General features: G+C 68.3%; 23 protein-coding genes and 1 riboswitch. Of the genes, 12 read left to right on the top strand and 11 right to left on the bottom strand.

Annotated elements, in window-relative coordinates:
* Positions 1-52: 52 nt before the first annotated feature.
* Both ACFU5V_RS12505 and ACFU5V_RS12510 read right to left on the bottom strand, forming a co-directional pair.
* Positions 53-2,119: an FUSC family protein gene (locus ACFU5V_RS12505; protein ID WP_378699470.1), complete on the bottom strand. Its 2,067-nt coding sequence runs from the start codon at positions 2,117-2,119 to the stop codon at positions 53-55.
* Between the two features lie 413 nt (positions 2,120-2,532).
* Complete coding sequence (locus ACFU5V_RS12510) at positions 2,533-3,204, bottom strand: M23 family metallopeptidase (RefSeq protein ID WP_378699472.1); 672 nt, start codon at positions 3,202-3,204, stop codon at positions 2,533-2,535.
* Between the two features lie 177 nt (positions 3,205-3,381).
* Here ACFU5V_RS12510 and ACFU5V_RS12515 point away from each other — a divergent pair, with 177 nt between their 5' ends.
* The 3 genes from ACFU5V_RS12515 (at position 3,382) to ACFU5V_RS12525 (ending at position 5,859) form a co-directional block, all read left to right on the top strand.
* Positions 3,382-3,636, top strand: coding sequence for a hypothetical protein (locus ACFU5V_RS12515; RefSeq protein ID WP_378699474.1), 255 nt, complete (start codon positions 3,382-3,384; stop codon positions 3,634-3,636).
* Between the two features lie 434 nt (positions 3,637-4,070).
* Positions 4,071-4,499, top strand: coding sequence for a hypothetical protein (locus ACFU5V_RS12520; protein ID WP_378699476.1), 429 nt, complete (start codon positions 4,071-4,073; stop codon positions 4,497-4,499).
* A 115-nt stretch (positions 4,500-4,614) separates the two neighbouring features.
* Complete coding sequence (locus ACFU5V_RS12525) at positions 4,615-5,859, top strand: cation:proton antiporter (protein WP_378699478.1); 1,245 nt, start codon at positions 4,615-4,617, stop codon at positions 5,857-5,859.
* A 119-nt stretch (positions 5,860-5,978) separates the two neighbouring features.
* Here the strand turns inward: ACFU5V_RS12525 and ACFU5V_RS12530 are convergent, their stop codons facing one another.
* The 4 genes from ACFU5V_RS12530 to ACFU5V_RS12545 form a co-directional block, all read right to left on the bottom strand.
* Entirely contained in the window at positions 5,979-6,125 is a 147-nt protein-coding gene (locus tag ACFU5V_RS12530; RefSeq protein ID WP_378437237.1) for a hypothetical protein, read from the bottom strand.
* 154 nt (positions 6,126-6,279) lie between these two features.
* Positions 6,280-7,596 (bottom strand): hemolysin family protein, encoded by a 1,317-nt coding sequence (locus ACFU5V_RS12535; RefSeq protein ID WP_378699480.1) that lies wholly within the window; start codon positions 7,594-7,596, stop codon positions 6,280-6,282.
* Positions 7,597-8,217: 621 nt separating this feature from the next.
* Positions 8,218-9,186, bottom strand: coding sequence for an arabinofuranosidase (locus ACFU5V_RS12540; RefSeq protein WP_378699633.1), 969 nt, complete (start codon positions 9,184-9,186; stop codon positions 8,218-8,220).
* Between the two features lie 211 nt (positions 9,187-9,397).
* The gene (locus ACFU5V_RS12545) at positions 9,398-10,561 is read right to left on the bottom strand and encodes a sensor histidine kinase (RefSeq protein WP_378699482.1); all 1,164 of its coding nucleotides are present in this window, start codon (positions 10,559-10,561) and stop codon (positions 9,398-9,400) included.
* 46 nt (positions 10,562-10,607) lie between these two features.
* Between ACFU5V_RS12545 and ACFU5V_RS12550 the strand changes: the two genes are divergently transcribed.
* The 5 genes from ACFU5V_RS12550 (at position 10,608) to ACFU5V_RS12570 (ending at position 15,044) form a co-directional block, all read left to right on the top strand.
* On the top strand, positions 10,608-11,375 hold the full coding sequence (locus ACFU5V_RS12550) for a TSUP family transporter (protein WP_378437229.1): 768 nt from the start codon (positions 10,608-10,610) through the stop codon (positions 11,373-11,375).
* Positions 11,376-11,397: 22 nt separating this feature from the next.
* Positions 11,398-12,918, top strand: a complete 1,521-nt coding sequence (locus ACFU5V_RS12555; protein WP_378699484.1) for a TldD/PmbA family protein — start codon at positions 11,398-11,400, stop codon at positions 12,916-12,918.
* On the top strand, positions 12,915-14,276 hold the full coding sequence (locus tag ACFU5V_RS12560; RefSeq protein WP_378699486.1) for a metallopeptidase TldD-related protein: 1,362 nt from the start codon (positions 12,915-12,917) through the stop codon (positions 14,274-14,276). Before ACFU5V_RS12555 ends, ACFU5V_RS12560 begins: the two co-directional genes overlap by 4 nt.
* Before the next feature lie 217 nt (positions 14,277-14,493).
* A complete protein-coding gene (locus ACFU5V_RS12565; protein WP_378437223.1) occupies positions 14,494-14,700 on the top strand; it encodes a hypothetical protein in 207 nt (68 codons plus the stop codon).
* Positions 14,697-15,044, top strand: a complete 348-nt coding sequence (locus ACFU5V_RS12570) for an ANTAR domain-containing protein (RefSeq protein ID WP_378699489.1) — start codon at positions 14,697-14,699, stop codon at positions 15,042-15,044. The genes ACFU5V_RS12565 and ACFU5V_RS12570 overlap by 4 nt, the downstream gene beginning before the upstream one ends.
* On the opposite strand, the gene ACFU5V_RS12575 is transcribed toward ACFU5V_RS12570, so the two are convergent.
* Positions 15,013-16,200: a DUF418 domain-containing protein gene (locus ACFU5V_RS12575; RefSeq protein ID WP_378699492.1), complete on the bottom strand. Its 1,188-nt coding sequence runs from the start codon at positions 16,198-16,200 to the stop codon at positions 15,013-15,015. The genes ACFU5V_RS12570 and ACFU5V_RS12575 overlap by 32 nt on opposite strands.
* 80 nt (positions 16,201-16,280) lie before the next feature.
* On the opposite strand from ACFU5V_RS12575, the gene ACFU5V_RS12580 reads away from it, so the two are divergent.
* A complete protein-coding gene (locus ACFU5V_RS12580; RefSeq protein ID WP_378699494.1) occupies positions 16,281-16,865 on the top strand; it encodes a TetR/AcrR family transcriptional regulator in 585 nt (194 codons plus the stop codon).
* A 22-nt stretch (positions 16,866-16,887) separates the two neighbouring features.
* Here ACFU5V_RS12580 and ACFU5V_RS12585 read toward each other — a convergent pair whose 3' ends face one another.
* From ACFU5V_RS12585 to cobN, 3 genes are read right to left on the bottom strand one after another with little or no spacing between them, the layout of a single operon-like run.
* Positions 16,888-17,325, bottom strand: coding sequence for a TIGR03618 family F420-dependent PPOX class oxidoreductase (locus tag ACFU5V_RS12585; protein ID WP_378438587.1), 438 nt, complete (start codon positions 17,323-17,325; stop codon positions 16,888-16,890).
* 24 nt (positions 17,326-17,349) lie between these two features.
* Positions 17,350-17,745: a PPOX class F420-dependent oxidoreductase gene (locus ACFU5V_RS12590; RefSeq protein WP_087557467.1), complete on the bottom strand. Its 396-nt coding sequence runs from the start codon at positions 17,743-17,745 to the stop codon at positions 17,350-17,352.
* A gap of 16 nt (positions 17,746-17,761) precedes the next feature.
* Complete coding sequence (gene cobN / locus ACFU5V_RS12595) at positions 17,762-21,364, bottom strand: cobaltochelatase subunit CobN (RefSeq protein ID WP_378699496.1); 3,603 nt, start codon at positions 21,362-21,364, stop codon at positions 17,762-17,764.
* 55 nt (positions 21,365-21,419) lie between these two features.
* Positions 21,420-21,563: riboswitch (cobalamin riboswitch) on the bottom strand.
* A 6-nt stretch (positions 21,564-21,569) separates the two neighbouring features.
* Between cobN and cobG the strand changes: the two genes are divergently transcribed.
* From cobG to ACFU5V_RS12610, 3 genes are read left to right on the top strand one after another with little or no spacing between them, the layout of a single operon-like run.
* Positions 21,570-22,703 carry a precorrin-3B synthase gene (gene cobG, locus ACFU5V_RS12600; RefSeq protein ID WP_378699498.1) on the top strand — a complete coding sequence of 378 codons (1,134 nt, stop codon included), beginning with the start codon at positions 21,570-21,572 and terminating at the stop codon, positions 22,701-22,703.
* A gap of 24 nt (positions 22,704-22,727) precedes the next feature.
* Positions 22,728-23,354 (top strand): precorrin-8X methylmutase, encoded by a 627-nt coding sequence (locus ACFU5V_RS12605; protein ID WP_095864132.1) that lies wholly within the window; start codon positions 22,728-22,730, stop codon positions 23,352-23,354.
* Positions 23,351-24,853, top strand: a complete 1,503-nt coding sequence (locus ACFU5V_RS12610) for a precorrin-2 C(20)-methyltransferase (protein WP_378438578.1) — start codon at positions 23,351-23,353, stop codon at positions 24,851-24,853. The genes ACFU5V_RS12605 and ACFU5V_RS12610 overlap by 4 nt, the downstream gene beginning before the upstream one ends.
* Here the strand turns inward: ACFU5V_RS12610 and ACFU5V_RS12615 are convergent.
* The gene (locus ACFU5V_RS12615) at positions 24,828-25,460 is read right to left on the bottom strand and encodes a hypothetical protein (RefSeq protein WP_378438576.1); all 633 of its coding nucleotides are present in this window, start codon (positions 25,458-25,460) and stop codon (positions 24,828-24,830) included. The two genes, ACFU5V_RS12610 and ACFU5V_RS12615, sit on opposite strands and share 26 nt — an antisense overlap.
* Positions 25,461-25,463: the final 3 nt, after the last annotated feature.

Below are 25,463 nucleotides of genomic sequence, written 5' to 3' on the forward strand. Positions count from 1 at the left end.
TCGCCCTTCGACTGGCATGATGTGTGCTTCGGACGGGTTGCGCACGACGCCATCAGACACGCGTCAATGCCTCCCCCATCGTGCGGTTGAGCGTGCTGAGCGAGCGGACGGCACTGCGAACCGGCCCGGGTGTGGTGGTCGACTGCAGCAGGACGTCGGGTGCCGAGGTTTCGGTGAGTTTCTCTGGAGGCTCGACGTGCTCGCCGGCGAGTGCGCGTTTGACGTCGGCGACGGTTGCCTTGGTGACGTCGGCTGCTTGGCGCAACGCCTTCACGGTCCCCTGCGACGGCTCGCTGTCCGGTTCGCTGCGAGAGGCGCTGACCCCCGCTCGGGCGAGTGCATGAGACGATCGATTGCCGGCCGTCATGATCCGCAACAACCGTTTCGCTCCCCGACGGGTCCGCGTCGTCGGTCCCATTTCCAATGGTTTACCCGCCGTGACAAGGTCTTTCAGCGCGTTGTCCAGCTTCCGGATGTCGGCGACGAGGTCAGATTCGCGGCCCGGTTGGACGACGGCTCCGATAGCGGTGTCGATGATGGCAGTCATCTGATCGAGGTAGTCGTCGATCTTCGAGATCAGCGTCGATCTCGTTCCGGTGGAGAAGATGAAGGACGCGGCAGCTATTCCGACGATTCCCCCGGCCACCGTTTCGTAGATGCGCAATTCGAGTACCTCGATGCTGAACGTGCCGAGCAACCCATACAGCATCGCAAGCATGACGGTGACGAAGAAGGAGAGCAATGCGTAGGCAACCGTGACGAGGTAGAACGCAAAGAATACACAGACAACGAGCAGGAGCAGCTGCAATGGCTGGTTGTTTCCGACCAACGCGGACAGCAATACTCCTGCAAGAACTCCCGCGATGGTGCCGACGACACGGTGGCCTGCGCGCGAGAGAATCTCACCGCGGGTAGACGCTCCGGTGAAAACGAGGAAGGCCGTCAGGACCGCCCAGTACCAGCGGTCGGGCGAGATGAGCTCACCGAGAATCGTTGCAGCGCTGGTCGCGACGGCTACCTGGATCGCTGCTTTGGTGCTCGGATTCCATCCGGTGTCCGCCTCTTCGGCCTCGTCCGGTTTCGTCCTCGGCTCGGATTCTGTTCGCAGGGCATTGTTGGTGATGTGATGGATCGCGATGTGTGCTTGCACTGCTCGCATCGCGACAATGGTCGCAATGCCCTCCGGAGTCGACGGATCGGACCTGTCTGCGGCCGCGGTGGCGAGGCGTCGGGCAGCGCCGAGTTGGTCGTCCGACGGATTGTTCTGCAGGCACGATCCCAGCGCCGTGGTTGCCTGCCCCAGCGCATTCGGCCACGACGTGTTCGGGTCGAGAGCCCACAGCGCGCTGACGAGTTGTTCGGTAGCGATTTGCGCGTCGAAGACACGAGCGGACAGATCATCGTTCGTGACGCTCAGGAGCTGAGCTGCATCGTTGCGGTCGAGCCAGTCGTCGATCATCAGCGCGGTGCTTCCGAGCCGGTCGAGTTTCTTGCGGAGGAGATCGAGGTTCCGATCACCCCTGCGCGACGCCACCTCCAGCACATCGATCGACGCGGCCCGCAGCGCCCGAACCAACCGTGTGACTTCGAGCCCGGGCCGGTCCGGCAGGATCACTGTACGGACGAGGAGCGAGATACCGACGCCGGCGACGATGGACACGGCGAGGATGGGAATCTGCCCAGGCTCGGCCCGAAGGAAGAGCGCGAAGAAGTAGCAGATGAACGCGACCATCCCGAGAGCCGTCCCTCGCGGGCCGTAGCGCCGCACCCAGACGGCCGCGAAGAGCACCGCGATGAAGCCCACATCGGCGACCTTCCCGAACTGCGACAGCACCGCGGACATCGACACCGCTGCGATTGCAGGGAACACGAGCAGCAGCGTCGTGATCACCCTGCTGTGCTGATCCCTGTCCTTGACCGCCGCCGAGGACTGCATCGCGACGACCGTCCCGAGCAGCGCGACGGTGAGTGGCTGTCCGATCACGTTGGTGCTCGGTAGCAGCACGACCATCGCGAGCACGACGGTGATCGTCGTGGCGGTTGCGGCACGGAGCCGCAGCCTCCCGGGATCGGAGACCGCGAGAAAACGGACCGTCTCCTGTGCGAACCGAAAAGCCATTCACCGATTGTGCGCCTTCGGCCCCCGCGCATCCGTCATGACACTGTGCCGTGGCGGGGGCGGACCGGCCTCGACGGACGCCGACACGCTGTACGCCCTCTCCTGCGCCGGCAGGGCCATCCACCGTCCACGAGCTCTCCACTCGGCGTGATACGGCCGCATACGAGTAGCACCAGCACCGTGCCCCGATTCGGTGTCGGACATGATTGGTCCCGGCCGCGGCGGGTACGCCCACATTGCACCCACACCCGGGACCTTGCGATGGCGATCGACCCCGTCTCTCACGGCACGGGCCAAGCCCCGGTCTGCCACAGTTCAAGGACCGCATCGGACGAACTCAGTTGTCCCGCAGAGTCATTTCGGCGCTTCGTGGTGGCGGCGCCGTTGTGAACGGACTACCGCCGAGGCGTGTTCTAGTCGGCTCCCCAGGTCACCGAGACGCCGCGGTCGCGCAGCCACTGGCTCGGGTCGAGCCGGTTGCCGCCCGCGTCCGAGACCTCGAAGTGCAGGTGTGGACCGGTCGACTGACCACGGTTGCCGACGGTGGCGATCTGCTGACCCGCCGCGACCCGCTGGCCGACGTTGACGACGAACTCGTTGATGTGTCCGTAGACGCTGACGTCGCCATCGTCGTGGCGCACTCGCACCCACAGCCCGAAACCGGAGGCCGGGCCTGCGGAGATGACCTCACCGTCGGCCGCGGACCGGATCGGGGTGCCGATCGGGGCCGCGATATCGATGCCGCCGTGGTGCGAACCCCAGCGCGGGCCGTAGCCCGAGGACAGCGTCCCGGACACCGGCTGCACGGCGCGGACCTCGAGCGGAGCGGGGCTGCCCGGGTTGACCTGCCCGGGCGTGCCGGGCACGGGCGGGGCCGCCGGGATGTCGGGCAGCTCGATCGCGGGCAGCTGAACACCGGCCGGCAGCAGGCCAGGCGGAATCTCGAGCGGGCGGGCGGCCGCGGACCCGGTGCCGAACTGCGCGCCGCCGATCAGGATGGTACCCGTCGCCGCGGCGACGGTCGCGATCTTCACGCGGCGGGTGATGGAATGTGAACGATTTGCCGTCCTGCGGTGTTTCGCCACAGTGCCTTACCTCGTCTTCGTTGGCTGGTCCGCGCCCATGAGATGCGCGGCCTCGGACCCCCGTCGAGAAGGAAAGTAACAAAACGGTATCGACGGCGCAATCGTTATCTAATCGATACTTAAACATGATCTTGATCAGAGTATGCCGACGTCAGAGGGCTGGAGCAGTAATCACGGATGGATAACGACGTCAGGATCACCGGCCCCGAATACCCCGCCGAGCAGGGCCCGCAGGACCGGGAAACCGGTGGCGTCCTGGACATTTGCGGGATCGGCACGGAAGAGGGGGACCGCGCGATAACACGCCGCAACCTGGTGCAGGCGGCTTCATTGCCGCACGCAAGCAGGCGCGCCACCGCTTTCATCGAATGTGACGAACACCACAGCAGATCCCGGGCGGGTGGGTCGCAGAAGGAAATGACGTTCGCGTAGCGCCTGGTCAGCGAGTAGACGGAAGAATCGACTCCTCGGCGCACATCACATCGATCAGACAGCCCACCCACACGATCAGCACGATCAACCCGAGATACGGCACCGCAACTCCACCCCCCGTGTTTGACCGGCGGACGACGCCACCGGCCGGACTGTTCGTCCCCGAACCGGCTGCCGGTGGTACGGACCTCGCAGGACAGCCCGTCCGCGGGATTCGCCCACGCCGCCCTCGCGCTCGGTGCACCGTCTCGCCGACAGGAAGGCCACCGCGTCCTCCACGGTGAACCGATCCGCCTCCCCCGCCCGGTCGCCCGTGCCGGCCACGACCAGTCTCCCGACCCACACGTGCCGCGAAGTGCCGCCGTCGCCGGCTGACCGGAGGACAATGAACTCCGCCGGAACACTTCACACGTTGCCCAGGAAGGGAAACGGTCATGTCCGAGGAATCTCTGGTCAAACGCGATGCGGCACAAGGGTCCGCGAGGGGTGGGGCGGTCCTGCTCGTCACCGTCGGCGTCCTCGAAGTGCTCCAGGGCCTGTCCGCAATCGCCAAGGACGAGGTGATCGTCACCGGAATCGACTACACCTACCAATTCGACCTCACCGCATGGGGATGGACCCACCTGATTATCGGTGCGATCGTCACCGCCGCCGGGATCGCCCTGTTCACCGGTACCACCCGGGCGAGACGGAGCGCCATGGTGGTGTGTGCGGTCTCGATCGTCGTCAACTTCCTCTGGTTGCCCTACTACCCCATGTGGGCGATCACGATCATCGCCCTCAACGCCGTCGTGATCTGGGCCGTCGCAACCTGGCACCCCGACATGAACCGAGCCCCACGACCCTCTCCACCGGCAAGATGAACAGCCGAGCGAACACTGGACAACGAACACTGCGACAAGCACGAACGGAGCACAGGCGGCCGACGACACTACCTCGCGGCACCACGACGTCGACCGGGTGTGAGGGGTGGCCGTCATGACGTGGGCGCTGCCCGCGATCGCAGTGGTCCTGCTCGGCTACGCCGCAGTCTCCGGACGTGTCGCCGGCACCCCGATCACCGCCCCGATCGTCTTCACCATCAGCGGGCTTCTGCTCGGCGTCGAGGCGGCCGGCGTGGTCGATGTGCACGCCACCGCCGAGATCGTCAAACTGCTCGCCGAGGTGACCTTGGCGTTGGTGCTGTTCTCCGACGCCGCACATGTCGACCTGGCCGAACTCCGCACCGAGATCTCCTTGCCCGCGCGGCTTCTCGGCATCGGTCTGCCGCTGACCATCGCGACCGGATTCGGTGCCGCCGCGATCGTGCTCGGCGATCTCGCCTGGCCCGAGGCGTTGCTGCTCGCGGTGATTCTTGCCCCCACCGACGCCGCACTCGGTCAGGCCGTGGTCACCCTCCCGGTGCTGCCGATGCGGATTCGTCAGGGCTTGAACGTCGAAAGTGGGCTCAACGACGGTATCTGCGTGCCGCTGTTCCTGATCGTGCTCGCGATCGCGCAGGCCGACGCGGGCACGATCGGCGGCGGTGCGGCCGCGCGTCTGGTCACCGAGCAGATCGGATACGGGATCGCGGCCGGGTGCGGGGCAGGGGTACTCGCCGCCGCGGTCCTGGTGACCTCCATTCGGCGCCGCCCCCTCGATCCGCTGTGGGCGCACACCGTGCCGGTGACCGCAGCCCTGCTCGCCTACACCGCCGCCGTGCCGCTGGGCGGTTCCGGATTCATCGCCGCGTTCGTCGGCGGACTGACCTTCGGCGCACTCCGGCGCCGTGCCGACGTCGACGACGGCAACGCCGGGCACATGATCGACGAGGCCGGTGACCTGTTCAGCGCCGTGACCTTCATCGTCTTCGGCGCCGTGCTGCTCGGTCCCGCCCTCGGCCGTCTCTCCCCGGCCGTGCTCGGGTACGCGGTCGTGAGCCTGACCGTCGTCCGGATGATTCCCGTCGCGCTGTCCCTGATCGGCACGCACCCACGCGCCCCGACCGTGGCCTTCCTCGGCTGGTTCGGGCCCCGCGGCCTCGCCACCATCGTCTTCGCCATCCTCATTGTCGAAGAACCGGGCGAGCTACCCCACGAAGAACTACTCCTGACCACCGCGGTGATCACGATCGCGCTCTCCGTCCTGACCCACGGACTCACCGCCGCCCCCCTCGCCGCCCACTACGCCACCTGGTCCCGCACCCACCCCCAGCCGGAGAACCGACCCGCCCCAGGCACGTGAAGGTGATCAAATGCCGACACTCCGACGAGCCCTCCCACCGGCCCCGTTCGATCACCGCGAGCAGCAGACGAGCGTCCGCCGCCCACTCCGATCCCGTTCCGTACTCGACCGGCGACGCGTCAGCGAGCGGTCGGGGTGTTCGGCCGGCGATCGTCGGCGAACATGGCCTCGACCCGCGCCTTGATCTCGGCGGTGCTCATCGCACCGGGCCGCCGCCACGGTCGGGATGTGGGCACGGGAATCGACGGGGTCGAGGGTATCGCCATGAGAATTCTGCCTTCGTCACTCGGGTATCGGGCCGCCACCGCGGCGGTCGCGTGGGCCGTCCAGCATCCACGCATATGTGTGATCTGCTTCACACGACGTGGCGTTACATGCACCATCCCCCACCACCGCAGCCGCCTCGCCGACCCCGGGCAGTCACCGTCGCTGCGGCGTGGTCCCCACCTCCGGTGCTGGCCGGGCCGGCCAGGGGAAGGTGACACACAGGCGGGAGATGCGGCGCCCGTCAAGAGCACTGACGCTGAGTTCGGCGCCGTCGACGGTGACGGTGTCGCCGAGTTGTGGCAGGCGTTCGAGCCGGTGCAATACGAACCCCGCCACCGTCTCGTAGGGACCGTCGGGCACCGCGATCCCGGTGTCCCGCTCGAAGTCCTCGGCGATCAACAGACCGTCCACGCTCCGCGGGCGCCGCGACGGGACGTCCACGGGGTGTCGGGCGTCGAATTCGTCCCCGATCTCCCCGACCACCTCCTCGACGATGTCTTCGAGCGTGACGATGCCCGCGGTCCCGCCGTATTCGTCGACGACAATCGCGATCTGGAGATTGTCGCGACGCATCTCGGACAGGGCCGCCAACGCCGGCTTGGACGTGGGAAGCTGCGGGACGGGCCTGCTCATGTCGGCCACCGTGGTCACCACGTGTTCGTCGGCGAGGAGCAGATCACGCAGATGGACGAATCCGACGACGTCGTCGAACGAGGTGCCGGTGACCGGATACCGGGAGTGACCGCGCTCCAATGCCAGCTGCCGCGCCATGGCGAGTGAGGTGTCCCCGGGTAGGAAATCGACATCGGTGCGCGGCCGCATCACCTCCACGAGTGAGCGTTGCCCGGCGTCGAAAACCTCGGCCAGGATGCGGCGTTCACCGTCGGCGAGTGCGGTGTGCCCGAGGAGGAGATCGCGCAGCTCCTCGTGGGTGATGGCCTCGCTCTTCGCTCTCGGGTCCCCACCGAACAGCCGCACCAGCGCGTCGGTGGACACCGACAGCAGCCAGATCACCGGACGCATCACGGTGGCGAACCGGTCCAGGGGCGGAGCGGTCAGCAAGGAGACTTCGGTGGCACGTTGCAGCGCAATCCTTTTGGGCACGAGCTCTCCCAGGATCAGGGACAGGTACGCGATCACCAGGGTGGTGGAAACCAGTGCAACCGTCGCGGCGACCCCGTGCGGCAGTCCCCAGGTTTCCAGGGCGGGCACCAGGGCCGGTGCGATGGTGGAGGCGCCGTAGGCGGCAGACAGAAATCCCGCCACAGTGACCCCGATCTGCACCGCCGAAAGGAATCGGTTCGGGTCCCGGGCCAGGGCGGCGGTGCGGGCGCCGCGTACCCCGCGCCGCTCCAGGTTGCGGAGCTGGCCCTCACGCAGCGAGACCAAGGCGATTTCGGTGGCGGCGAACACGCCACCGACCAGCACGAAGAGCAGTACGAGCCCGATGTTGGCCGCCGTGGTGTTCATCGCGGCCGCCCGAGTCGACGCGGCCCGGGTCTGTGACGGTGGCCCATGTCCCTTCTCCCGATACGGAGTCCTCGATCGGCGGTGGACAACAGCCTACGGGATAAACGGACAAATCGGACACCTCTCTCGCGAGGGTCGACGAGGCCGCAGCCGCAACTCGCTACAAACCACACTGGACTTCCGGGATGAGGAAGTGGTCAGGCATCGGCCGGCTTCTTCGACGGCGTTGGCGTCCCCGGGGAAGAACATCTGTATGTCCGGCCAGACAGTGATCTGCCGGGCTGATTGATCCACGCTGACGAGCGGTGCCCCGAGCACACTGGGTGCGTTCGCCGTCAGCGCTTGACCCGCCGCCGGCGCCTAAACCCCACACTCCGTGGGAGCGCGAGCCATCGCTTCTTCTGAACTCCATGGCGATCGGGTAGTAATTGTCGAACGGCACGGATCCCGCGCCCATCTGTTCGCCTCCCCGACCTCACGCCGTGATTGGTAGATGACACGGAGATCGCACCGTCGCGGAATCTTGGAGATCAAGTGCCGGTGGCGGCCGAATGCGGCGATCGTCCTCCGTCTGATCGGACTCAACCGTTCGCTGACGCCATGCCCCTCACCGAGTCGTCGTTATGCCGGCTCCGTCATCACGCCGACATGGCGCGCCGTCCCGGAAAGTGCCGGAAGCTCCTGCACGGGCGACCACGTGCGCAGCCCGTCCGTGCTGTCGGAATAGAGATACTTACCTTCCGTATAGGCGTCGAGATAGATCCGCCAGGCGCCGTTCGGCAACTGAACCACAGCCGGCCCCTCCACCAGCGAGCCCCAATCTCCAGGCGGGACGAATGAATAGGGTCCAGTCACCGAGGACGCGACCGCATGCTCGACGACCTTCTTCGTCTCGTTCTTGGTAAACGCATGATAGGTCGATCCCACCTTCACCACCGTGGTGTCGATGTGGTCCGCGCCGATCCCGGCGAGCGGAACAGGCGGGCTCCACAACCTGAGCGATGGTTCCAGCGCCGTCATCAGATACGGCACGAATCCTCCACCGGTCGACAGGGATAGGATGACGTTGACGCGGTCGCCGTCCACGAACCATTCGGGCGCCCAGGCTTTGGTGACGAATGGCGACAGCGACGGTCCGTCCTTGAACCCGGCCGACCCCGAGAAGCCCGGCGGGCTCTCGAAACCGGTGCCATCCCCGGTGCCTGGCATGAATGCGCAGCAGAACGGAACCGGGTAGTTCCCCAGGGGAGTCCAGTTGATGCGGTCACTACTGCGTGCGAAGCCGATATTCGCCCCGCCGCCGGTTGTGTAGGTGACGTAATACAACCCGTCTGTGTTCCGGAAGATGCTCGGGTCACGTACGAGCCCTGACGGGGGCCGAAACGACGACAGCCGTAGGGGTTCGAACCCCGTGCCGTCCCCCGACTCGTATATATCCATGTCGCGGTCGCTGTCGTTGCTGAACGCCACCATCGTGTATCGCCAGGCCGGCGGTGCGGCGGCGCTGCTCCCCGGAGTCGCGACCAGCATGGCCGCGACAGCGAGGATCACCAGCGACATGGCCGAAGAACAGGTCCGTTTGGTCAGCATCACCGGTGCAGTATCCACGACTGCAGGCGCACCGTGCGTAACTTTGACCCCGGATTGTGATGGCAGGCTCGGGTGGTTCGACGTCATGAAGACACTGACGAGTGTGTCGGTCATCTCGGTGCCGTGCGCTGCGTCGGTGTGGCCTTTGCGATCGTCGTGTGGTCTCGCTCCGAACCCGGTGAACAGAAGGTCGCCCGAGGGATCGGGCCGCTCAGTCCTCCAGCTGGAGTGGCAGTTCCGCGGTGACCCGCCAACTCCCGTCGGTCTGCCGTCCCGCCTCGAGCGTGCCGTGCAACACGGCGACCCGCTCCCGCATCCCGAGCAGCCCGTTGCCCGACCCGAGCGAGAACTGTCCGGACGCGTTGCCGTTGTCGGTGATCTCGACGAGGACATCCGTCTCGCGGCGCCGCACCCGAACCTTGGCACGCGGGCGTTCGCCGGCGTGCCGGAGGACGTTGGTCAGCGATTCCTGAACCAGCCGGTGGACGCCGAGGCTGACCGCCGGACTGATGTCGTCCAGCTCCCCCGTCAGCTCGAGTTCCACGGGCAGGCCGGCGCTGCGCATCATGTCGACCACCCGGGCGAGACCGGCCGTGCCGTGCTGGGGCATGTCGTCGGTCGCCGGTTCGGTGCGGAGCAGCGACACGGTGCGCCGCAGTTCCGCTAGTGCCTCCCGCCCGGTGCTCGCGATGTTGGTCAGTGCCTGCTTCGCGATGTCGGGGTTGCTCTTCAGGGCGTAGGACGCACCGTCGGCCTGCACGATCATCACGCTCACCGCGTGTGCGACCACGTCGTGCAGTTCCCGGGCGATCCGGGTCCGCTCGGCGGCCACCGCGTCCTCGGCGCGTCGATCCCGGTCGTAGTCCGCGACGACGAGGCGAGCCGCGACCTCTTCGTCGTAGGCGCGACGGGCGCCGAGGAATTCCGCGGTGATCCAGGACAGCGCGAACACGAGCACCGAGTACAGTCCGGCTGCCAGCAGTTCCTGCTCCAGCAACCAGATCGACAGTACGGAGTCGACGACCAGGCCCACCGCGTAGATCGCGGCGGTGCGGCGGTCGACGTAGGCGACGAGCGTGTAGAGGGCGACGGCGAGGGCCAGCAGGCCGGGGTGCTCGGCATCGAGGTCGCCGATGGAATAGCTGATGAAGGTGATCGTGATCGACATCACCAGCACGGCACCTGCCGCCGCCCGCGGATACCTGCGGCGCCACGCAATCGGCAGGCACAGCAGGAAACCCATCACCAGCTGCACCCACGGCGAGCGGTCGCCCGACGCGGTGAACACGAACACCTCGAGGGTGAACAGGATCGCCGCCAACATCGAGTCCGCAACCGTCGGCTTGCCCCGCAGCCACAGACTGAACCTCCTCATGTGCTCAGCGTAAGTACCTCGCGGCGCGTGTGGTTGAGTCGGCACCATGAATGTGGGTGACTGGGCGCTTCTTCTCACCGCCGCGACGGCTGCCGGGTGGGTGGACGCTGTCGTCGGCGGCGGCGGGCTGATCCTCATTCCCGCACTGTTTCTCGTCGCACCCCAGCTGACGCCGCAGGCGGCACTGGCCACCAACAAGCTCACCGCGTTCACCGGCACGTCCGCCGCCGTCGTCACGTTTGCGCGCCGCATCCCCATGAACTGGCGGCTGCTGGTTCCCGCCGGTGTGCTCGCGGCGGTGACGTCCGCGCTCGGCGCCGCAACGGTGTCGCACATCGACAAGGACGTCTTCATCCCACTCATCATGGCGGTGCTCGTCGGGGTCGCCGTGTTCGTGACCATCCGTCCGCAACTCGGGACGACGCTGGCGAAGGATCCGCCGACCCGACGGAAGGTCGTCGCCGTCGTCCTGCTCTCCGCCGGGCTCCTCGGTTTCTACGACGGCCTGTTCGGGCCGGGCACCGGGACGTTCCTCATCATCAGTTTCGCCACGTTCCTCGGCACGGAATTCGTGCGCAGCGCCGCGATGGCGAAGGTGATCAATCTCGGATCGAATCTCGGTGCGCTGGTGTTCTTCGCCGCCACCGGCCACGTGCTGTGGGCGCTCGGTTTGAGCATGGCGGTCTGCAACGTGATCGGAGCGATCACCGGTTCGCGGATGGCGCTGAGCAAGGGTGCCGGTTTCGTCCGGATCACCCTGCTGATCGTGGTGATCGCCATGGTGATCCGGTTGGGTTGGCAGCAATTCGGGTGATCGACCGACTACGGTGGTCCAGGTGACGGCTCCACGACAGGTTGATCCGGAATTCCTTGCCCTTCCGCTGCGTTCGCTGGCGGACGCCGCGCTCGCCGCCGCCCGCGCCGCGGGTGCGTCGCACGCCGACCTACGGGTACACCGACTGACCAGCCAGTCCCTGCGGCTCCGCGACGGCGAGGTGCAGTCGGCGGTCGACACGGACGAACTCGGGTTCGCGGTCCGGGTGGTCGTCGACGGCACGTGGGGTTTCGCCTCGCATGCCGAGCTGACCCCCGCGACCGCCGCCGCCACCGCGGAACAGGCCGTCGCCGTCGCCCGGGCGCTGCGCGGGCTGAACCGGGAACACGTCGAACTCGCGGACGAGCCGGTGCACTCGGACGTGCGCTGGGTGTCCGACTACGACGTCGACCCGTTCGACATCCCCGCGTCGGAGAAGATCTCGCTGCTGGGCGAATACTCCCGCCGGCTGCTCGCCTCCGACGGGGTCGACCACGTCACCGCGGGATGCCTGCAGGTGAAGGAGCAGACGTTCTACGCCGACCTCGCCGGGTCCTCCATCGTGCAGCAGCGGGTGCGGCTACATCCGCAACTCGAGGCGACCACCGTCGACCAGTCGGCAGGCGTGTTCGAGACGATGCGCACTCTCGCTCCCCCCGCCGGCCGCGGATGGGAATACGTCGCCGGAGACGGGGTGTGGAACTGGACCGACGAACTCGCCCGCATCCCGGACCTGCTCGCCGAGAAGGTGAAGGCCCCCAGCGTGGTGGCCGGCCCCACCGATCTGGTGATCGACCCGACCAACCTGTGGTTGACGATCCACGAGTCCATCGGGCACGCCACCGAGTACGACCGCGCGATTGGCTACGAGGCCGCCTACGCCGGCACCTCGTTCGCCACGCCCGACAAGCTCGGCACGCTGCGCTACGGGACACCGATCATGCATGTGACCGCCGACCGGACCGAGCGGCACGGCCTCGCCACGGTCGGGTACGACGACGACGGCGTCGAGACGCAGTCGTGGGACCTGGTCGCCGACGGGATTCTCGTCGGCTATCAACTCGACCGGGCGTTCGCGCCCCGGCTCGGGCTGGAGCGGTCGAACGGCTGCTCGTACGCCGACTCGCCGCACCACGTCCCGATCCAGCGGATGGCGAACGTGTCGTTGCAGCCCGATCCCGACACCGATCGCAGCACCGAGGACCTGATCTCCGGCGTGGAGGACGGCATCTACGTGGTGGGCGACAAGTCCTGGTCGATCGACATGCAGCGCTCCAACTTCCAGTTCACCGGCCAGCGGTTCTATCGCATCCGCGGCGGCAAGCTCGACGGGCAACTCCGCGACGTCGCCTACCAGGCGACCACCACCGACTTCTGGGGTTCGATGGACGCCGTCGGCGGCCGGTCCACCTGGCAGCTCGGAGGCGCCTTCAACTGCGGCAAGGCACAGCCCGGTCAGGTCGCAGCCGTCAGCCACGGCTGCCCGTCGGCGCTGTTCCGCGGCGTCAACGTACTGAACACCCGGACGGAAGGCGGCCGATGATCGCACCGCAGCAACTCGTCGAGCAGGTCCTCGCCCGGGCCACCGTGGACGAAACCATCGTGATCGTCACCGATGCCAGCGAGGCGTCGCTGCGGTGGGCGGGCAACTCGATGACCACCAACGGCGTGTCCACCTCGCGCAGTTGGACGGTCATCGCCATCGTCCGGTCCGGGCAGGACGCCAGGGTCGGGATCGTCACCTCCGCGTCCGTCGACGTCGCCGACATCGACGGAGTGGTCCGATCGGCCGAAATCTCAGCCCGCGCAGCCACACCCGCGTCCGACGCGATGCCCCTGCTCACCGGAACCGGCACCGACGAGCGCTGGGAGGATTCGGCGCAGCGCACCGAGATCGGCGCGTTCGAACAACTCGCCCAGGATCTGAGCATGGGCTTCGACGGCGCCGATCAGCTCTACGGTTTCGCGCACCATCAGCTGCACACCACCTGGCTGGGCACGTCGACAGGGATCCGCCGCCGATTCGTCCAGCCGACCGGGTCGGTCGAGATCAACGGCAAACGCGGCGACGCCAGCGCCTGGGTGGGCACCAGCACCAAGGACTTCACCGATGTGGCCGGAGTGAAGTTGCTCGAGGACCTGTCGACGCGCCTGGATTGGGCCGGCAACCGGGTGGAGTTGCCCGCGGGCCGGTACGAGACGATCCTGCCGCCGTCCGCGGTCGCGGACCTCATGATCTACCTCATGTGGACCATGGAGGGCAGGGCCGCGGAAGAGGGACATTCGGCCCTGTCGGCACCGGGGGGCACCCGCATCGGGGAGAAGCTCGGTGCACTCCCCCTCACCCTCTATTCCGATCCCGCCGCGCTCGGCCTGGAGTACGCGCCGTTCGTGATCGCCGGGTCGTCGTCCGAGTCGGTGTCCGTCTTCGACAACGGGATGGACGCGGGCCGGGTCGACTGGATCCGTGACGGCACCGTCGGTGCGCTCGCGTACCCGCGGTCGGCGGCGGAGGAGTTCGGCGCCGAGGCGACCGTGCCCGGCGACAACCTGATCCTCGACGCCGGCGGTTCGGTGTCGCTCGACCAGATGGTGGCCGAGACCGAACGCGGGTTGCTGCTGACCACCCTCTGGTACATCCGGGAGGTCGACCCCGCCACACTGCTGCTCACGGGATTGACGCGGGACGGCGTCTACCTCGTCGAGAACGGGAAGGTCACGGGTGCCGTGAACAATTTCCGCTTCAACGAGAGCCCCCTCGACCTACTGCGGAGGGTCACGCAGGCCGGCGCAACCGAGCGGACCCTGCCCCGCGAGTGGAAGGACTGGTTCACGCGGACCGCGATGCCGTCGCTGCGGGTGCCGGACTTCCACATGTCTTCGGTCAGCAAGGCACTGTGAGGGCGCGATTTCTATGCGGACGCTCGTCTAGGTGACAGGCCGTGAGCTTTCCGTTATAAATGCTGCAGACATCACGCATATGAGATTTCTCACTCCAGAGACGTTTCGCCGCGGATGTCATATGCAGGTCTCCAGAGAACGGGACCGAAACTCCCGCATCGCCGCGTGGCCGACGCATGCGCCGAGTCCGCCCGTGCATGTCCGACAAGGAGGTTTCATGCACTCCGATACCCGCATCCGCGAAGCACTCCACGGCCACACCAAGGTCACGAGACGGTTCGCGCTCGCCGACGTGGCACTGACGACGTTCGTCTGCCTCGTCTGCGCCACCGGAATAGGCATCATCACCGGTTCAGTTCTCGCCGCCGTGACGGGGGGACTGATCGTCGTCCTCGCCACGGCGCTGATGGTGGCGGCGGTATGACCGCGCCGAGCATTCAGCGAAGTACCACAATCCAGGAGATCCCCGTGTCGAACGACGTCCTCGAGGCTGCACCGCCTGCCCATTCGCTTTCGCACCGCCACCCGGACGGGCGCGAGGTCCTCGCCACCGCGAAGGGCATCCTCATCGCCACCCGCGGATACGGCGACGCCGAGGCGTTCGAGGAATTGCTCGACGTCTCCCGCCATCACCACGTCAGCGTGTTGCGGGCAGCGAAGTCGCTGGTGGAACTGGCGACTCGGCGACAGCCGTGCCCGTCCGTGACGACGCCGGCACCGCCGTACGCTCTCGAGTTCACGGAATGGACGACGCTGCTGGCGCGGTGACGTCCTCCCGGTCCGCCCGGGTGAGCCGCTGGTAGCCCCGATGTGTGAGCCATTCGAGCGGCCCACGATCGAATCGCCGCAACCACAGGCGCGACACGACGATCAGCGTCGCCGAGACGGCGCCGAACAGTGCGAGCGTCGCCGGAACCACGGTGGTGCCGTCCAATCTGGCCGCGAGGCCGAATCCCCAGCCGTAGCAGACGATCGAGCACAGAACGTTCTGCAGCACATAGCAACTGAGCGCGGTGCGGCCGACGCCCGAGAGCGCCCGGCCGGGCGCGCCGGGTGCGCGGCCGTCGGCGTAGCGGTGCGCGATCGCGGCGAGTAGTCCCAACGCGACGATCGGCGCGGTGCCGTACCTGCCGAGGATCAGGCCCGCGTCTCCGCCGAACAGTCCGAGCGCGAAGTCGAGCGGGAGGGCGATCGCCAGGCCGGCGATCATGAGGCGGCGCCGCAGCGCGCCACGGTCCGGGTCGAGGACGCGCGCACCGTAGAGGTGCGCGCCGACGAGGAACAGGGCGATCGACAGCGGCAGGATGAACAGCACCTCGAGCCGGAACAGCAACAGATTGTCGGCGCGGAAGACGACGAGGTCCCAGAAACTGCCGTCCGCGTAGGGATTCGGCGACAGCGGCTGCGGATCCCGCGCGGGCGCCGAGGACAGGGCCGCGACGACGAGGGCGAGCATCGCCGCGTGGACGGCCACCGCGCACACGATCCACGTTCGTTGCGCGCGGATGCCCGTGGTGAGGATGAAGGCGACGATCAGTCCGGTGAGGGCATACCCGGTCAGCACGTCGAATTCGGTGAACAGCAGGAAGTGCAGCGCCCCGTCGAGCATCAGCAGCGCTGCGCGCCACGGGTATCCGCCCGGCCACCGTTGACCGCGCCGCTGGGCGGAACGCTGCTGAATGACCAGTCCGATGCCGAACAGGACGGTGAGCAGGCCGAGGAACTTGCCCTGCGCGAATTGCTGCAGCACCGCCTGCACCGGAGCCCATCCGCCGGTGGCCTTTCCGGTGCCGTCGATGTATCCGACGAGCCCCTCGACGTTGGTGAAGATCCAGATGTTGGTGGCGAGCGTGCCCAGGATCGCCGCACCGCGCATGACGTCGAGCGCGGCGTAGCGGTGAGAACTCGATGGTTGCGACGACATCCGTTCAGCCCCTCCGGTACTTGTTAGTACGATCGTGCCAACAAATTCCGATGCTAACACGACCGTGTTAACATGGCGGGGTGCCGAAGCTCATCGACCACGACCGGAGGCAGCAGGACATCGCCGAGGCTCTGTGGCGGGTGATCCAACGGGACGGCATCGGCGCCGTGTCCGTCCGCGACGTCGCCGCCGAGGCGGGCATCTCCAGCGGATCACTGCGGCACGTGTTCGCCAGCAAGGCCGACCTACTCGCCTATTCCATGCGTCTGGTGGCGACACGGGTCCGAGAACGGGCACAGGCCCACGCCTCGATCGCCGACCCGTGGCAGCGTGCCCTCGCCGTGCTGGACGAGGTGCTCCCCCTCGACGCTCGCCGGCGCTGCGAGATGGAAGTGAACCTGGCACTCGTCGCCGAGAGCCCCGCCCATCCCCTGCTGAAGGACATCGCCCTCGACGCCCAGCGACAACTCCGGGATGCGTGCGCCGCGATCCTGACCGGTCTCGCAAAGCACGGTCTCGTCGCGCCGGACATCGACGTCGACGCCGAGGCGATGCGTCTGCACGCACTCGTCGACGGCGCCGCGATGCACGTCCTGCTCGGCGACACCGACACCCCCGACTCGGCGCACCGCATGATCGACGAGCACCTCCGTACCCTCGCCTGAGCGGTTCGTGCCTCGCGGTTTGTCAGTTGCTGTAGACCCGATCGACCCGGACGAATACGACCGCCCGGCCCTGCTCGGCCATCACCCGGTCGTACTCGTCCCAGTCCTCGTGCGTGCCTCCGGCAGCGACGAATACCTCCCGACGCAGAAGCCGCAATCTCTCGTCGTCGAGCCACGGCCGGGGGTCGTCGGGACCGGCTATCTCGGCGGTTCCCTCGACGGTCGCCCACTGCCACCCGTCCCGGAAGGTGGTGGCGACCTGAGGGCGAGACCTCAGGTTGTTCAACTTCACCTTTCCGTAGGTCACGAATCCCAGAACCGGTTCGCCCGTGGCCGGGTGCTCGAGCAGGCCGACGTTGACCATCGACGCCTGAATGGTTCCGTTCGCGCGAAGAGTGGCGACCACCGCCAGACCGTTGTCATCCCGCGCCAGCGCGACAGCGTCCTCGAGAGTCGTCATGCACCGAGACTACTGCGGTGCCGGCTACCGGTCATCGGCTGTGACGGCGAGACCGATGGTTCCGGTCTTCCCTCGGCGCAGGAGGCTGCCCTTCATCGTGAGCCAGCCGAGGATGCCGTACTTGCGGGCGATCACGTCCCGGGTGTGGTCGGTGTCCGCGGCATCGAGGATGACGGCGCGGGCGGGAACCTCGGGACCCTTCGGTTTGCCGCGCGCATCGCACGCGGCCACCGTCACCTCCGGATTGCGGCGGATGCGCTTGACCTTGTAGGAGTCGGTGACCGTCCACATCAGCAGACGGTCACCGTCGGCGGCGGCCCACAGCGGCGTCGCCACCGGGGTGCCGTCTTTCCGAAACGTGGTGAGCAGGACATACTTCGCGGACGACACCCGATCGAATTCTGTGGTCACCCGGCCCATGCTAGCCCGATGCCGGTCAGTCTCCTTCGAGTTCGCCTTCGGTTTCGAGGTACACCTGCCGCAGGCCGTCGAGGGTCTGCTGCTCGGGGTGCTCCCACATGTCCCGCTCGGCCGCCTCGAGGAGGCGTTCGGCGATGCCGTGCAGCGCCCACGGATTGGACTGTTCCATGAACTTGCGGTTCTGCTCGTCCAGCACGTACGACTCGGCGAGTTTCTCGTACATCCAGTCGGCGACGACGTTGGTGGTGGCGTCGTATCCGAACAGGTAGTCGACGGTCGCCGCCATCTCGAACGCACCCTTGTACCCGTGGCGGCGCATCGCCTCGAGCCACCGCGGGTTCACGACCCGGGCCCGGAAGACGCGGGACGTCTCCTCCGACAGGGTGCGGGTGCGCACCGACTCGGGCCGGGTGCTGTCGCCGATGTACGCCTCGGGCGACGTCCCGGTGAGCGCCCGCACGGTCGCGACCATACCGCCGTGGTACTGGAAGTAGTCGTCGGCGTCCGCGATGTCGTGTTCGCGGGTGTCGGTGTTCTTGGCCGCCACGGTGATTCGCCGGTACGCCGTCCGCATGTCGTCGGCGGCGGGTGCGCCGTCGAGTCCGCGGCCGTACGCGAACCCACCCCACGTGGTGTACACGTCGGCGAGGTCGGCGTCGCCGCGCCAGCTCTTGGAGTCGATCAGCTGCAGCAGTCCGGCCCCGTACGTGCCCGGCTTGGAGCCGAAGATGCGGGTGGTCGCGCGCCGTTCGTCGCCGTGCTCGGCGAGGTCCGCCTGCGCGTGTGCGCGCACGAAGTTGCTCTCCGCGGGTTCGTCCAGTGCGGCGACGAGCCGGACGGCGTCGTCGAGCAACGCCAGGACGTGCGGGAACGCGTCCCGGAAGAAGCCGCTGATCCGGACCGTGACGTCGATCCGCGGACGGCCCAGTTCGTCGAGGTCGATCACCTCGAGGTTGACCACGCGCCGGCTCGCCTCGTCCCACACCGGCCGGACGCCGAGGAGCGCGAAGACCTCGGCGATGTCGTCGCCGGACGTGCGCATCGCGGACGTGCCCCACACGGACAGCCCCACCGACCGCGGCCATTCGCCGTGATCGGACCTGTAGCGGTCCAGCAACGATTCGGCCATCGCCTGACCGGTCTCCCAGGCGAGCCGCGACGGCACGGCCTTCGGGTCGACGGAGTAGAAGTTCCGGCCCGTCGGGAGCACGTTGATCAGCCCACGCAGCGGCGACCCGCTCGGCCCGGCGGCGATGAAACCGCCGTCGAGCGCGTGCAGCACCTGGGCGATCTCGTTGTCCGTCTCCCGCAGCCGGGGCACCACCTCGGTGGCCGCGAAGCGCAGGATCTTCGCGACCGTGGCGTCGTCGGTGAGGGTGTCGGCGGCGTCCGGGTTCCACTCGGCGTCGTGCATGCCCTGCACCAGCGCGTGCGCCTGCTGCTCGATCTCGTCCACCCGGGTGCGGGATTCGTCGCCGTCCTCGCTGAGGCCGAGCGCCTCGCGGAGTCCGGGGACGTTCTGTTCGCCGCCCCACATCTGGCGGGCACGCAGCATGGCGAGCACCAGTTCCACCTCGGCGTCGTCCCGGGGCGCCGCACCGAGCACGTGGAGGCCGTCCCGGATCTGGACGTCCTTGATCTCGCACAGCCAGCCGTCGACGTGCAGCAGCATGTCGTCGAACACGTCCTCGTCGGGACGTTCCTCGAGTCCGAGGTCGTGGTCCATCTTGGCGGCGCGCATCAGCGTCCAGATCTGCTGGCGAATCGCGGGCAGCTTGGACGGGTCGAGTGCGGAGATGTTCGAGTGCTCGTCGAGGAGTTGCTCGAGCCGCGAGATGTCGCCGTAACTCTCGGCGCGGGCCATCGGCGGGATCAGGTGATCGACGAGGGTCGCGTGGGCGCGGCGTTTGGCCTGCGTGCCCTCCCCTGGGTCGTTGACGAGGAACGGGTAGATCAGCGGCAGGTCGCCGAGCGCGGCGTCGGTCCCGCACGAAGCCGACATGCCGAGTGTCTTTCCGGGCAGCCATTCGAGGTTTCCGTGCTTGCCGAGATGGACGACGGCGTCGGCGCCGAAACCACCCGCCGCGGCGTCCGCCGCGATCCACCGGTACGCGGCGAGGTAGTGGTGGCTCGGCGGCAGGTCCGGGTCGTGGTAGATCGCGACCGGCTTCTCCCCGAATCCGCGGGGCGGCTGCACCATCAGCACGAGGTTTCCGAACTGCATTGCGGCGATGACGATTTCACCGGCAGGGTCCTGCGACCGGTCGACGTACAGTTCGCCCGGCGCGGGTCCCCAGTGCTCCTCGACACCCTCGCGCAGTTCCGCGGGCAGCGCCGAGAACCATTCGCGGTAGCGGGCCGCGGAGATCCGGATCGGGTTGCCCTCCAGTTGCTCGGCGGTCAGCCAGTCCGGGTCCTGGCCGCCGGCGGCGATGAGGGCGTGGATCAGCGCGTCGCCGTCGCGGGCGGCGAGGCCGGGCACGGAATCCGGTCCGTCCGCGGGTCCCAGGTCGTAGCCGGCGGCCCGCATCTCGGTGAGCAACCGGATCGCGCTGGCCGGGGTGTCGAGACCGACGGCGTTGCCGATGCGGGCGTGTTTCGTCGGGTACGCCGACAGCATCAGGGCGATCCGGCGCTCGGGTGCGGGGATGTGCCGGAGCCGGGCGTGCCGGACGGCGATGCCCGCCACCCGGGAGGCGCGCTCGGCGTCGGGAACGTAGGTGGACAGGCCGTCGGCGTCGATCTCCTTGAACGAGAACGGCACCGTGATCAGCCGGCCGTCGAACTCGGGGACCGCGACCTGGGTGGCGACGTCGAGCGGGGACAGTCCGTCGTCGTTGGACTCCCACGACTCCCGGCTGCTGGTCAGGCACAGCCCCTGCAGGATCGGCACGTCCAGCGCGGCCAGCGCGGCGACGTCCCATGCCTCGTCGTCGCCGCCGGCCGAGACTCCGGCCGGCTTGGTGCCGCCGGCGGCGAGCACGGTGACCACCATCGCGTCCGCGCGGCGCAGCGTCTGCAGCAACTCCGGTTCGGCCGTGCGCAGCGACGCGCAGAAGATCGGCAGCGGGCTGCCACCTGCCGCCACGACGGCGTCGCACAGCGCCTCGATGTAGCGGGTGTTGCCGGCCAGGTGCTGGGCGCGGTAGTAGAGAACGGCGATGGTGGGGCGGTCCGGGTCGGCGTCGGGGGCGAACGGCGCGACCCCCCAGCTCGGCAGGTGTACCGGCGCCTCGAAACCGTGACCGGTCAGCAGCACGGTGTCGGACAGGAAGTGGTGCAGTTGGGCGAGGTTGTCGGCGCCGCCCTCGGCGAGATAGTTGTGTGCCTCCGCCGAGACCCCGGCCGGGACGGTCGAGCACTCCATGAGCTCCGCGTCGGGGGCGTGCTCGCCGCCGAGGACCACCACCGGAAGCCCGCCGGCCAGGACCGCGTCGAGGCCCTCTTCCCACGCCCGGCGGCCGCCGAGGATGCGCACCACGACCAGGTCGGCGCCGTCGAGCAGTCCCGGCAGATCCTCCTCGACCAGCAGCCGTGCCGGGTTGGCCCAGCGGTAGTCCGCCCCGCTGGCGCGGGCGCTGAGCAGGTCGGTGTCGGAGGTGGAGAGCAGCAGGATCACGTGTGGAGCCTTCCTGGGGGTGTCGCGCCCCGTGGCGGTGGTTCTGTGCGGAACCGGAGGTCGGAGGACGGCAGGTGAGGGTCTGGCTCGCCCACCGGTTTCGGCGAGCTCACAGTGGCGCGACCGCGCCGGATTCGCACCGGCTTCCTCTCCTGCTGTCGCAAGTGCTGGTGATGCTACCCGGGGCCGGACGTAACCTGGGACCATGGTCGACTCCCGTTCCCGCCCCGATGCATGCCCCGGCGCGTTGCAGGTCCACCAGGCGGCCGACGGTGCGCTCGCCCGGGTGCGCCTCCCCGGTGGCGTGCTGACGTCCTCCCAGTTGCAGACCCTCGCGGAGTCGGCTCGCGACCTCGGGAACGGCGAGATCGAACTGACCTCCCGCGGCAATGCGCAACTGCGGGCGGTCCGCGACCCGCTGGAGTTCGCCCGCCGCCTCGCCGGCGCGGGCCTGCTGCCGTCGGAAACGCACGAGCGGGTCCGGAACATCCTCGTCTCGCCGCTGACCGGCCGGATCGGTGGTCTCACGGACCTGCGTGATCTGGTCGGCGTGCTGGACCGGACGTTGTGCGCCGACTCCGCGTTGGCGGACCTGCCGGGCCGCACCCTGTTCACCCTCGACGACGGCCGGGGCGACGTCTCGGCGCTCGGCGGCGACTTCGGGGTCCACGCGGTCGGTGGGTCGGAGGTCGCGCTGATCCTCGCCGGTCGCGACAGCGGCGTCCGGATCCCGACGGCGGACGCGGTGTCGGTGCTCCTGAGCGCCGCCCGCGTCTTCCTGGAGCTGCGCGATCGGCACTGGCGGTTGTCGGAGATCGCGAACGGAGTCGAGCGGACCCTGTCGGCGTTGACGCTCGCACCGACCGCCGACCCGGTGCCCGGGTTCGACGAGCACCGGCCGCCGATCGGGTGGCTCGACCAGCCGGACGGCAACGTGACCCTCGGCGGCGGTCTCGCGTTCGGGGTGCTCGAGGCCCGGCTGGCGGAATTCCTCGCCGCCGTCGAGAAGCCGGTGATCGTCACGCCGTGGAAAACGGTGCTCCTGTGCGATCTGGACGAGTGGTCCGCCGAGCAGGTGGTCCGGGTCCTCGCCCCGATGGGCCTGATCTTCGACGAGAACTCCCCGTGGCTGAACGTCAGCGCCTGCACCGGGCAACCCGGGTGCGAGAAGGCGCTCGCCGATGTGCGGACCGATGCCCGGGGCGCCGTCGCGAACGGCGAACTCCCGGTGGAGGGCCGACAGCACTGGTCGGGCTGCGAGCGGTGCTGCGGCCGCCCCAAGGGCGACGTCGCCGACGTCGTCGCCACCGAGACGGGTTACCGGGTGGAGGAGCGGTGAACCCGCAGCCTCTATCGTGAGCGGATGATCGAGTACATCCGAGACGGCGCGGAGATCTACCGCCAGTCCTTCGCGACGATCCGCGCCGAGGCGGATCTCAGTGCCTTTCCCGAGGACGTCTCACAGGCCGTGGTCCGCATGATCCACGCGAGCGGTCAGGTCGATCTCGTGGACGACGTCGCGTTCACCCCCGGTGTCGTGAAGGCCGCCCGCGCGGCGCTGGCGGACGGCGCCCCCATCCTGTGCGACGCGCAGATGGTCGCTGCCGGCGTGACCCGCAAGCGTCTCCCGGCGGACAACGAGGTGATCTGCACCCTGCGCGACCCCCGGGTTCCGGTGCTGGCGGAGCAGATCGGGAACACCCGCTCGGCGGCGGCGCTCGAATTGTGGGGCAGCAAACTGGAGGGCGCCGTCGTCGCGATCGGCAACGCCCCCACGGCCCTGTTCTACCTGTTGGACATGATCGAATCCGGTGCGCCCCGGCCCGCCGCGATCGTGGGCGGCCCGGTCGGATTCATCGGTGCGGCGGAGTCGAAGGAAGCGTTGATCGAGCACCCGAGCGGACTCGACTATCTGGTGGTCCGCGGCCGCCGCGGTGGTAGTGCCATCACGGCTGCGGCGCTGAATGCGATTGCGAGCGAAGTCGAATGAGTTCCGAGGAGCGGTCGAGCGGCAAGCTGTGGGGCGTCGGCATCGGACCGGGCGACCCGGAACTGGTGACGGTCAAGGCTGCGCGGGTCATCGCCGAGGCCGACGTGGTGGCGTTCCACAGCGCCAGGCACGGCAAGAGCATCTCCCGTGCGGTCGCGGCGCCGTACCTGCGCGAGGGCCAGATCGAGGAGCACCTCGTCTACCCGGTCACCACCGAGACCGTCGATCACCCGGGCGGATACCAGGGGGCGATGGACGAGTTCTACGAGGAAGCGTCGCAGCGGCTCGCCGCGCACCTCGAGGCCGGCCGTTCGGTGGCGCTCCTCGCGGCGGGCGACCCGCTCTTCTACAGCTCCTACATGCACATGCACAAGAGGCTGGCGCAGCGCTTCGAAGCGGAGGTGATTCCCGGCGTGACGTCGATCAGCGCCGCCTCGGCCGCGCTGGCGATGCCGCTCGTCGAGGGCGAGGAAATCCTCACGGTCCTGCCCGGCACCCTGCCGCGCGCCGAGCTGACGCGGCGTCTGCGGGAGACCGACGCCGCCGCCATCCTGAAACTCGGACGCACCTACCCGGCGGTGCGGCAGGCGTTGAAGGATTCCGGTCGCATCGACGAGACGTGGTACGTCGAGCGGGCCAGCACGACCCGGCAGAAGATCGACCACGCGGACGACGTGTCCGACAGCGACGTCCCCTACTTCTCGATCGCCGTCGTGCCCAGTCCGTCGAACGCGCGCCGCGACGATGCGCCGCCGCAGGGCGAACTGGTCGTCGTCGGCCTCGGTCCCGGCGATCAGGCCTGGACGACCCCGGAAGTGCAGCACGAACTGTCGCTGGCCACCGACCTCGTCGGCTACGGGCCGTACATCGACCGGGTCCCCGAACGCCCGGGCCAGCGCCGGCACTCCAGCGACAACCGGGTCGAGGCCGAACGGGCCGCGATGGCGCTCGACCTCGCCAAGAACGGGGCCCGCGTCGCCGTGGTGTCCTCGGGTGACCCGGGTGTGTTCGCGATGGCCGCCGCGGTGCTGGAAGTGGCCGCCGAGGAGCAGTGGCGGGGCGTCCCCGTCCGTGTCCTGCCCGGCATGACCGCCGCGAACGCCGTGGCGAGCCGGGTCGGAGCACCGCTCGGACACGACTACGCGGTGCTGTCCCTGTCCGATCGCCTCAAGCCGTGGGACGTCGTGGCGCAACGCATCTCGGCAGTCGCGAGCGCCGACATGGCCTTCGCCGTCTACAACCCGGCGTCGAAGTCACGCACGTGGCAGGTCGCCGCGATGCGCGACCTCGTTCTCGAGCACCGCTCCCCCGACACCCCGGTGATCATCGGCCGCGACGTGGCCGGTGTGCAGGAGTCGGTGCGGGTCGTGCGGCTCGCCGACCTCGACCCGGCCGAGATCGACATGCGGTGCCTGCTCATCGTGGGCTCCTCCATGACGACCGTCGTCGAGAACGAACACGGGACGAGGGTCTTCACGCCCCGGCGCTATCCGGGCTGAGTGGATCGAGCTCCACCAGGATTCCACTCTCCCGGATCCAGGGACCGTCCCGCGGCGGCACCATCGCGACCCAGCCCGTTCCCGCGAACGGCCCCGACACAGGTGGCGGTGCGGGAACCAGACCGGTCCGGAGGCCGGCCTTTCCGTCGGGAACCTCGCTCAGCGTGTAGGTGCCTGCGGCACGGTACCGCCCGTCGGGATCGGGGTGGCGCGTGTGCGTGATCAACTGCCGGCGCCGGATCGATCCCGTCACCCGTGCGGACTCGGGGAGCAGCGCGGCGAAATCCGCCTCGAAGTAACCGCGGAGATGGACCGGACCGCGCAGCTCGTCGGCCGATTTCAGATATGCGGTGAATCCGGCGCCACGAAGCAACATCGAACGCACCGGTCTGTCGTCGAGGTTCTCGATCTCTCCCGTCACGACCGATCCGAAGTCCGGCGAGTCGCCCGGACCGGCCTCGGTATCTGCGCGATGGTAGAACCTCAGCGCGTACTCCGCGACATCTCCGACCACGGGAAACGCGCACTGGCCATCCATGATCAGGTCCTCGGGAACGACGATTCTCAGTGCCATGCCCTTGCTGTTCCCGATCGACAGTGTTTTCACACC

Origin of the sequence: Rhodococcus sp. NPDC057529 (assembly GCF_042802055.1) — a bacterium.
Classification (GTDB): Bacteria; Actinomycetota; Actinomycetes; order Mycobacteriales; family Mycobacteriaceae; genus Rhodococcus_F.

Bases quoted from the DNA above. Each gene is read 5' to 3' on its own strand.
- ACFU5V_RS12520 (WP_378699476.1), top strand. From the start codon at position 4,071: ATGTCCGAGGAATCTCTGGTCAAACGCGATGCGGCACAAGGGTCCGCG.
- ACFU5V_RS12530 (WP_378437237.1), bottom strand. From the start codon at position 6,125: ATGGCGATACCCTCGACCCCGTCGATTCCCGTGCCCACATCCCGACCG.
- ACFU5V_RS12565 (WP_378437223.1), top strand. From the start codon at position 14,494: ATGCACTCCGATACCCGCATCCGCGAAGCACTCCACGGCCACACCAAG.
- ACFU5V_RS12605 (WP_095864132.1), top strand. From the start codon at position 22,728: ATGATCGAGTACATCCGAGACGGCGCGGAGATCTACCGCCAGTCCTTC.
- ACFU5V_RS12535 (WP_378699480.1), bottom strand. From the start codon at position 7,596: ATGAACACCACGGCGGCCAACATCGGGCTCGTACTGCTCTTCGTGCTG.
- ACFU5V_RS12550 (WP_378437229.1), top strand. From the start codon at position 10,608: ATGAATGTGGGTGACTGGGCGCTTCTTCTCACCGCCGCGACGGCTGCC.
- ACFU5V_RS12505 (WP_378699470.1), bottom strand. From the start codon at position 2,119: ATGGCTTTTCGGTTCGCACAGGAGACGGTCCGTTTTCTCGCGGTCTCC.
- ACFU5V_RS12585 (WP_378438587.1), bottom strand. From the start codon at position 17,325: ATGACGACTCTCGAGGACGCTGTCGCGCTGGCGCGGGATGACAACGGT.
- ACFU5V_RS12590 (WP_087557467.1), bottom strand. From the start codon at position 17,745: ATGGGCCGGGTGACCACAGAATTCGATCGGGTGTCGTCCGCGAAGTAT.
- ACFU5V_RS12560 (WP_378699486.1), top strand. From the start codon at position 12,915: ATGATCGCACCGCAGCAACTCGTCGAGCAGGTCCTCGCCCGGGCCACC.
- cobG (WP_378699498.1), top strand. From the start codon at position 21,570: ATGGTCGACTCCCGTTCCCGCCCCGATGCATGCCCCGGCGCGTTGCAG.
- ACFU5V_RS12525 (WP_378699478.1), top strand. From the start codon at position 4,615: ATGACGTGGGCGCTGCCCGCGATCGCAGTGGTCCTGCTCGGCTACGCC.
- ACFU5V_RS12515 (WP_378699474.1), top strand. From the start codon at position 3,382: ATGGATAACGACGTCAGGATCACCGGCCCCGAATACCCCGCCGAGCAG.
- ACFU5V_RS12545 (WP_378699482.1), bottom strand. From the start codon at position 10,561: ATGAGGAGGTTCAGTCTGTGGCTGCGGGGCAAGCCGACGGTTGCGGAC.
- ACFU5V_RS12575 (WP_378699492.1), bottom strand. From the start codon at position 16,200: ATGTCGTCGCAACCATCGAGTTCTCACCGCTACGCCGCGCTCGACGTC.
- ACFU5V_RS12570 (WP_378699489.1), top strand. From the start codon at position 14,697: ATGACCGCGCCGAGCATTCAGCGAAGTACCACAATCCAGGAGATCCCC.
- ACFU5V_RS12610 (WP_378438578.1), top strand. From the start codon at position 23,351: ATGAGTTCCGAGGAGCGGTCGAGCGGCAAGCTGTGGGGCGTCGGCATC.
- ACFU5V_RS12540 (WP_378699633.1), bottom strand. From the start codon at position 9,186: ATGCTGACCAAACGGACCTGTTCTTCGGCCATGTCGCTGGTGATCCTC.